5 protein-coding genes and 1 pseudogene are annotated in these 8,158 nt (G+C 72.1%); 2 read left to right on the top strand and 4 right to left on the bottom strand.

Translation table 11 applies throughout. From position 1 onward, the window contains the following. The 3 genes from D452_RS0114025 to D452_RS0114035 all read right to left on the bottom strand — a co-directional run. A partial coding sequence (locus D452_RS0114025) for a four-carbon acid sugar kinase family protein (protein ID WP_017544782.1) occupies positions 1–628 on the bottom strand: 628 nt, incomplete at its 3' end. Next, a complete protein-coding gene (locus D452_RS0114030; protein WP_017544783.1) occupies positions 625–1,683 on the bottom strand; it encodes a 2-keto-3-deoxygluconate permease in 1,059 nt (352 codons plus the stop codon). The genes D452_RS0114025 and D452_RS0114030, both read right to left, overlap by 4 nt. A 154-nt stretch (positions 1,684–1,837) precedes the next feature. Further along, complete coding sequence (locus D452_RS0114035; protein ID WP_017544784.1) at positions 1,838–2,323, bottom strand: hypothetical protein; 486 nt, start codon at positions 2,321–2,323, stop codon at positions 1,838–1,840. 123 nt (positions 2,324–2,446) lie between these two features. Here D452_RS0114035 and D452_RS0114040 point away from each other — a divergent pair, with 123 nt between their 5' ends. Continuing rightward, complete coding sequence (locus tag D452_RS0114040; RefSeq protein ID WP_017544785.1) at positions 2,447–3,271, top strand: hypothetical protein; 825 nt, start codon at positions 2,447–2,449, stop codon at positions 3,269–3,271. 51 nt (positions 3,272–3,322) lie between these two features. On the opposite strand, the gene D452_RS0114045 is transcribed toward D452_RS0114040, so the two are convergent. After that, on the bottom strand, positions 3,323–5,608 hold the full coding sequence (locus D452_RS0114045) for a HelD family protein (RefSeq protein WP_017544786.1): 2,286 nt from the start codon (positions 5,606–5,608) through the stop codon (positions 3,323–3,325). A 370-nt stretch (positions 5,609–5,978) separates the two neighbouring features. Here D452_RS0114045 and D452_RS28290 point away from each other — a divergent pair. Beyond that, a pseudogene (locus D452_RS28290) lies at positions 5,979–8,158 on the top strand (anthranilate synthase component I); the annotation flags it as partial.

Below are 8,158 nucleotides of genomic sequence, written 5' to 3' on the forward strand. Positions count from 1 at the left end.
CCACGGGGACGGCGCGGTCTCCCAGGGCGGTGACGGCGGCGGCGACCCGGGCCAGGTCGGCGTCGCTCTCCGCGTCGACGACGGCCACCGGGGCGGCGGCGCGCAGCAGCTCCGCGTTGGCCTCGGTGTCGTCACCGGTCAGCCGGACGTACCTGGCGTCCAGGAGCTCGGCGATCCGGCTCTCGGTCACCGGGGAGACCGGGTCGTCGCCGACGGCCGTCCGGTGTACCTCGACCCCGTCCACCAGCAGGACTCCGTCGCGCACGACGCGCCCGTTGGCGGGGAAGGCCGGGCAGACCACGGCCACGGTTCCGGGTGGGGACACGGAGAGGACGCCGTCGATCTCCGCGCGGATGGGTCCGCGCAGGGTCGAGTCGACCTTCTTGTAGATCAGGTCCACGCCCGCGTCACGGAGTCCGCGCACGGCCTCGGCGGCCACCGTGGCGGCTCGCTCCGGAGCGAGGGCCCGCGAGTCGGTGGTCACGGCGACCACGTCGGAGGTGGACTCCGCCGCGCTGAGCTGGAGCTCGGTGCGCCAGCCGGCGCGCACGAACTGCACGGCGGTGTCACCGGCGCCGGTGAGGTCGTCCGCGACCACGGCCACCCGTGGTGTGCGTGTGTGGGTCATGACCGGGTCTCCTCCTGGTCGGGACCGTCAGTGGCGGATCCACTGTCGGCCTTCTGCTGTTCGGCGATCTCCGCGCGCTCCGCCTCGGCGGGCGCGGCTCCGGCACGGCGCAGCACCCAGGTGGTCACCAGCGGTGCGAGCAGGGCGGTGACCAGCACGCTCGCGGCGACCTGGGTGGTGGCGGTGCCCGCGTAGGAGAGGAAGGAGGGGTCGGCGGCCGCGATGATGGCCGGGGTGGCGACGGCGTTGCCCGACGCGGTGCCCGCGGCGAAGCCGATCCCCGACTCCTTGCCGCGCCGCAGCAGGAAGCGGTAGCCGAGGTAGACGAGCCCACCGGTGACGAGGGTGATCGCCACGCCGAGGAGGACGCCGGACAGGCCGCCCCTGGCCACGTCCGCCAGGTTGATCCCGGTGCCGAGCGCGAAGGCGAAGAACGGGATGACGATCGCGGGGACCGGGGTGAGGAGCTCTCGCCACTGGGAGTCGAGGTTGCCGACGAGCACGCCGAGCAGGAACGGGATGATGGCGGCGACCAGGGTCAGGAAGGGGATCTGCCCGAGCCCGGAGGCGCCGATGAACAGCAGGGCGAAGAACGGACCGTCGTTGATGGCCCCGGCGATGTAGGCGCCGCGGTCCTTCGTCCGTCCGTACTGTCCGGTCAGGGCGAGCCAGAGGCCGCCGTTGGCGTTGGTGGCTGCGGCCAGCATCGCCATGATGGAGATCCCCAGGACGCCCTCGGGACCGGTGACCATCGCCAGGGCGATGATGAGCAGGCCCGGGATGATGCTCTTCCCGAGGAGGACGACACCCGTGGTGGCCAGCACCGGACCGCTGGTGCGGAGGGTGACCTGGGTTCCGGTCGCGAAGATCAGCAGGGCGATCAGCGGCATCGCGCTGTCCTTGAACAGCGCCGTGGTGAAGCTGCCGATGTCCAGCGCGGCCGGTGCGAAGGTGCCCAGGATCGAGCCCAGGACGAGGGGAATGAGCATGGCCCCGCCGGGGACCTTGTTCATCCACTTGAGAAGGGGTACCAGCGACCCCTGGCTGTCACTCATAAGTGTCCGTTCACATGGGACCGGGTTCGTGGACCGACGTCTCACGGCACCGGTACACGCTTTGTCCGTACAGAGTGTACGTACAATTTCGCGATAGTCCACCGAACAGGCACAGAACTTCACAACGCGCCCGTGTCCACGGGCGGGCCTGGGCCTATCCGCGTGTCCGGGTGTGCGGCATGGGTGGGATGGGGCGGTCGATCCGTGCGTTCCCTCCGGCCTGGCGGGGTTCGCGATGTTCCCGGACGCAGTCCAGGATCTCGACGGCTGCGCGCCTGCCGGCGATCTCGAAGCTCTGGGGGTTGGAGTCGACCCAGCTCCACGCGGCGTCGCGGAACACGATCCGCGAGGCGTAGGGGGACCTGCCCCGGCCCCGGTTCTCCAGGCCCTCGCGGACCCCCGTTTCGAAGGCCCTCCTGTACTCCTCGGGGAGGGGTTCGTCTGGGTGGGGGCAGGTCGCCGGGAGATCATCGACGAACGCGAAGTCGGCGCCGGTGTGCAGGGGTTCGGCGTCGAGCCACACCAGGGCCAGGTAGCCGGGGCACGCGGTCTGGAGGACGTTGCGGACGAAGACGCCGGTGACCGGTCGGGGCAGCGGAGGCAGGGGGTGTGGGGCGGAGGAGCCCGGGGTGTGGGTCATGCTCCCTGTCTAGCCTTTGGGTCCGCGGTGGATCGTGACGCAAGTGTGGCGATCCCGGGCCGTCAGGAGTAAAGAAGGCGGACTAAGTTCTCATTTGCCACATAGAGAACGAAAGTCAGCGTCATGCCCCCACGTATCGCCGCCGCCCCCTGGGCGACGGTCCTCCTCTTCCTGCCCCTCGTCGGCTGTGCGCCGGCCCAGGACCTCCTGGACCGCGCCGTGCCCGGAACGGGCGTTCTCACCCAGCTGGACCCCGTCGACCGGGTGGACCGGGACGCCCCCTTCGCGGGCAGCCCCGCCGAGGACTACGGGCTGGGTTTCCCCGTACCCGAGGCCGAGGCGGTCGGCCCCTACTCCCAGGAGCAGGTCGAACGCTCCTACGCCCACACCCAGGAGCTGCTGGAGGCGGTCTACCTCAACGAGGACGCCGTGTTCGGTGAGGACAACAGCGAACTCACCGGACTCCTCACCGGACAGACCCTGGAGTGGTACCTGGACAACCTCGGTAACAAGGACCACGAGCTCAACAGCCGCCACCTGCCCTTCAACCTCACCCACGGCACCGCCGAGCCGATCGGGGACGAGGTGCGCGTGGACGGCGGGATGCGCGCGGAGGCAGCCCGGGACGACCAGGGGTGGGACTACCTCTCGGTGGTCACCGAGTACACGATCGTGCACCCCGTCGCCGGCGGATCGGCCTCCACCCGGCTGGTCACCTCGCACTTCGGTGAGGTCGGCTTCTACGACGTGGGCGCGGAGGAGCTGGAGGCGGCGCCGATGTGGTCGCGCGCGGTGGCGCCCGTGCACTGCGTGGAGGAGTACACCTTCACCCCCAGCTACGGGGACGACCACCCCGAGGGGGATCAGCCCAAGGGTGCGGTCGAGGACGCCTACGACCTGGAGGCCTCCCGGGACCTGGAGCAGTGCGGGTCCGTCCGGGACACCTGACCGGAGTCCGTCGGGGGCCCTGTGTTCCGGGAGCCCCCGACGGACCCGTTGTCATCCGGCCAGGCGCTTGAGGAGGTCCGGGAGGTGCGCCTCGTGCGCGACGGTCAGGCGCCGGGTCGCGCGGGTCACCGCCACGTACAGGTCGTTGGCGCCGCGCGGCTGCGCCAGCAGTTCCTCGGGGCGGACCACGATCACGGAGTCGAACTCCAACCCCTTGGACTGCGTCGCGGACAGCACCACCACGGCGTCTCCGGGTGCGTCCCGCGCACCCGGGTCCGTGCGCAGCGCGTTCGGCAGAGCCTCCCTCACCCCGGTCAGGGAGGCGTCGGAGGTGACGACCGCGACGCGGCCCTCGCCGACGGCCCTCCGCTCCTCGGCGACCAGCGCGGGCAGGTCACGGAGGTCCGCGATCCGCACGGCCCGCGGGGCGTCGCCTTCCTCGCGCACGGACTCGGGCACCTCCTGGTCGGGGGCGGCCTCGCGGAGTACGTCGGCGGCGACGGCCATGATCGGCGCGGGGGTCCGGTAGTTGACCCTCAGGTGCTCCACGTGCACCTTGCCCGGGGCGTACCGCTCCAGGGCGGCTTCCCACGAGCTGGTCCCCGCCGCGCTGCCGGTCTGGGCGACGTCGCCGACGACGGTCAGGGACCGGGTCGGCACCCGGCGCATCACCGTGCGCCAGGCCATCGGGGACAGCTCCTGGGCCTCGTCCACGATCACGTGCCCGTAGGCCCAGTCGCGGTCCGCGCCGGCCCGGTCGGCGGTGCTGAGGTCGGGTCCGGAGTCGTGGTGGCGGTCGGCGAGCAGGTGCGCGTCCAGCCCCTCCCTCGGGTCCTCGGTCAGACCGGTGAGGTCCAGGACGCCCTGCGCGTACCGGACCCGTTCCTCGTGCTCCGCGTGGTCCCGCCGTTGGCGGGCCCGCAGACGGCTGTCGTCCCGGCCGAGGAGGTCGGCCGCCTCGTCCAGCATCGGCACGTCCTCGACGGTCCAGGGCGCCCCGGCCGGGCGCGCCAGGCGCTCGGCTTCCGTGACCCCGGACCGCGCCCCCACCCTGAGCAGGGCCTCGGAGTCGGCGTAGAGGTCGCGTAGCAGCTGTTCCGGAGTGAGGTCGGGCCACAGGGCGTCCAGTGCCCGCTGGACGGGTTCCTCCTGCCAGAGCCGTGCGCCCACGTGCGGGAGGTCCTCGTCCGAGACCGGCCGGCCGAGCCCCTGGGACTCGGCCCGCGCGAGCTCGCCGAGCAGCGTGTTGACCAGGTACTTGCGCGCGGTGTTGTGGGGCAGCCGCAGGTTGCGGGTGGTCTCCAGCACGTGCTCGCACACGTCGGCGGGCACGACGAGGGTGCCCGCGTCGGTCTCCACGCGCAGGTCCGCCTCGCCGAAGGCGTGCCGGGGGGCGCGCTGCCGGTCCGTCACCGCCGCACGCACGAGCGCCACCATCCGAGGGGAGCCCTTGAGTGCGGCGATCGTGTGGGGCTCGTGGTCGGAGGCCTCCACGCCGGGGAACAGTTCGCCGACCGTGCGCATGACCACGTCGGTCTCCCCGAGGGAGGGCAGGACGTCGCCGACGTAGCGCAGGAACGCCGGGTTGGGGCCCACCACCAGGACACCCCGGCGTTCCAGGACCCGGCGGTGCGTGTAGAGGAGGTAGGCGGCGCGGTGCAGGGCCGCGACGGTCTTTCCGGTGCCCGGGCCGCCCTGGACGACCAGGACCCCGGCCAGCTGCGCGCGGATGACCCGGTCCTGCTCGGCCTGGATGGTGGAGACGATGTCGGCCATGCGTCCGGTCCGGCCCCGCTGGAGGGAGGCCAGCAGGGCCGCCTCACCGACCAGCTGGCGGCGGTCGCCCTCGGTGAGGCCGTCGGCGTCGAAGACCTCGTCGTCCAGCCCGACCACCCGCCTGCCGCGCACCCTGAGGTGGCGGCGCCGGGTGATCCCCTCCGGGGCACTGGGTGTGGCCGCGTAGAAGGGGCGGGCGGCCGGGGCCCGCCAGTCCACGAGGATGGTGTCGTACTCGGCGTCGCGCAGCCCGATCCGCCCCACGTAGCGCGCCTCGGTGTCACCGGGGCCGTGGGAGACGTCGATCCGGCCGAAGCACAGACCCTCCTCGACCGAACCGAGCTGGGCCCTGCGGCGCGCGTGCTCGTAGGAACGGGTCTCGCGTTCCACGATGGCGGCGTACCCGGAGCGTTCCTGGAGGTGGGCGTCGGCCAGCCGCTGGCCGGTCCGGGCGCGCAGGGCGTCGAGGCGTTCGTACATGGCGCTGACGCGGGCCTGCTCGACCGTGACCGCGGCCTCCTGAGCGGAGGGCGTCGAACGGTCGTATTGACAGGAGTCCATCTGGTGGCTAACCTTGCCCTTAGGAAGTTCTGTGATGCCGTATTGAAGTGGCGTGGGTGCCGTAGCTTAGCAGGCCGCCGTGGCGCACGCCAGTCCGCCCGTGCGCGGACGAGGACCCAACCCTCTCCCGGAACCGGGCGGGGGTTTTCGTGTTCGGGCCCACCCGCCGCCGTGTACCCGCTACACTCGGCCACATGCGAACCAGTCCGACCCACCAGGGACAGTGGTGGCGCCGCTCCTAGGCGGCGCACCGACAGTTCGCGTTCCACGAACACCGCAGCGACCGCCCCCAACCGGCGGTCGTTTGTCGTATCCAACGGCCCCGGACGGCGATGACCACCCGACCGCAGAGCGCCAAAGGACCCCGGCCGTGAAGCCCAGCGACGCACAGACCACCACGTACCGCACCCCGAGCGGCGTGACCGTCCGACGCAACGCCACCCCCTGTGACCCCGAGATCCTCACCGGACTCGTCACCTCCCTGGAGGGCCGCCGGGGCGGGGTCCTCTCCTCGGGGATGGAGTATCCGGGCCGCTACGACCGCTGGCACCTGGGGTACGTGGACCCCTGCCTGGAGATCAGCACCCGTGGGCGCCGGGTCACCGCCACCGCCCTCAACGAGCGGGGCCGGGTCCTGCTGCCCGTCCTGGCCGACGCGCTCGACACCGTTCCCGGGAGGAGCGACCGCGAGCGGGGCGCCGACCACGTCGCCGTCACGGTCCCCGACCCCGACCCCGACACCTTCTTCACCGAGGAGGAGCGCAGCCGCCGTCCGAGCGTGTTCACGGCCCTGCGCGCCGTCGTCGCGGCCCTGCGCAGCCCGGAGGACTCCAACCTGGGCCTGTACGGGGCCTTCGGCTACGACCTCGCCTTCCAGTTCGAGCCGGTCCAGCGGCACATCGACCGTGACCCCGCCGACCGCGACCTGGTCCTGCACCTGCCCGACGCCATAGTGGTCCGCGACCGCAAGCGCGAGACGTGCGTGCGCTACACCTACGAGTTCACCGTCCCCGCCACCGAGGAGCGCGCGGAGGCCACCACGGAGGGGCTTCCCCGCGAGACCGGCCCGACCCCGCCCGTGGTCGCCGCCGAGGTCCCGCCCGGCCCCCAGCCCGGCTCCTACGCCCAGGTGGTGGCCGAGGCCAAGCAGCGGTTCCGTCGCGGTGACCTGTTCGAGGTGGTCCCCGGTCACCGCACCTATGCCCGCTGCACGTCCCCGGCCCGCTTCTACGAACTGCTGCGCGAGCGCAACCCCGCGCCCTACGAGTTCTTCTTCAACCTGGGTGAGGGCGAGTACCTCGTCGGCGCCTCACCGGAGATGTTCGTGCGGGTCACCGGCGAGCCCGGTACCGGCCAGCGGGTGGAGACCTGCCCGATCTCCGGGACCATCCGCCGAGGGGAGGACGCCCTGGGCGACGCCGAGAACATCCAGGAGCTGCTCTCCTCGGTCAAGGAGAAGTCCGAGCTCACCATGTGCACGGACGTGGACCGCAACGACAAGTCACGCGTGTGCGAACCGGGCAGCGTCAAGGTGATCGGCCGCCGTCAGATCGAGATGTACTCACGGCTCATCCACACCGTCGACCACATCGAGGGCACCCTGCGGCGCGACTTCGACGCCCTGGACGCCTTCCTCACCCACATGTGGGCCGTCACCGTCACCGGGGCGCCCAAGACCTGGGCGATGCGGTTCATCGAGCAGCACGAGACCAGCCCCCGCCGCTGGTACGGCGGGGGCGGCGGGGGGGGGGANTCGGGGTGGTCAACTTCGACGGCTCCATGAACACCGGCCTCACCCTGCGCACCGCCCACATCCGCGACGGCGTCGCGGCCGTGCGCGTGGGAGCGACCCTTCTCTACGACTCCGACCCCGAGGCGGAGGAGAAGGAGACCTTCCTCAAGGCCCGCGCGCTGCTGGAGACCCTGGCCCTGGGGGAGGAGCTCGCCGACGGCCCGGCACTGGACGCCCGGCCCGAGCCCGCCCCGGCACCGCTGCCCGGAGCGGGCATGAAGGTGCTGCTGGTGGACCACGAGGACTCCTTCGTCAACACCCTCGCCGACTACGTGCGCCGGCACGGCGCCGAGGTCACCACCGTCCGCTACGGGTTCGCCCCCGACCTCCTGGACCGGCTCGCCCCGGACCTCGTGGTCCTCTCGCCCGGGCCCGGTCTGCCGGTGGACTTCGCGATGGCGGACCTGCTGGACGCCCTGGCCGCCCGTGGCCTGCCGGTGTTCGGGGTGTGCCTGGGTCTCCAGGGGATGGTCGAGCACGCCGGGGGAGAGCTGCGCACCCTGGCCGCGCCCGTGCACGGAAAGCCCGGCCGCGTCCGGGTGTCCGGCGGGAGGCTGCTGTCCGGCTTGGGCGAGGACGACACCTTCCCCGCCGCCCGCTACCACTCCACCTACAGCACCCCGGACCTGGTGAAGCACTTCGAGGTCACCGCCGTCCTGGACGGCGAACCCGGTGAGGAACCGGTGGTGATGGCGATCGAGGACCCGGTGGCGCGCTGGTACGCGGTGCAGTTCCACCCGGAGTCGATCCTCACCGCC

Source organism: Nocardiopsis prasina DSM 43845, from assembly GCF_000341265.1.
GTDB lineage: Bacteria > Actinomycetota > Actinomycetes > Streptosporangiales > Streptosporangiaceae > Nocardiopsis > Nocardiopsis prasina.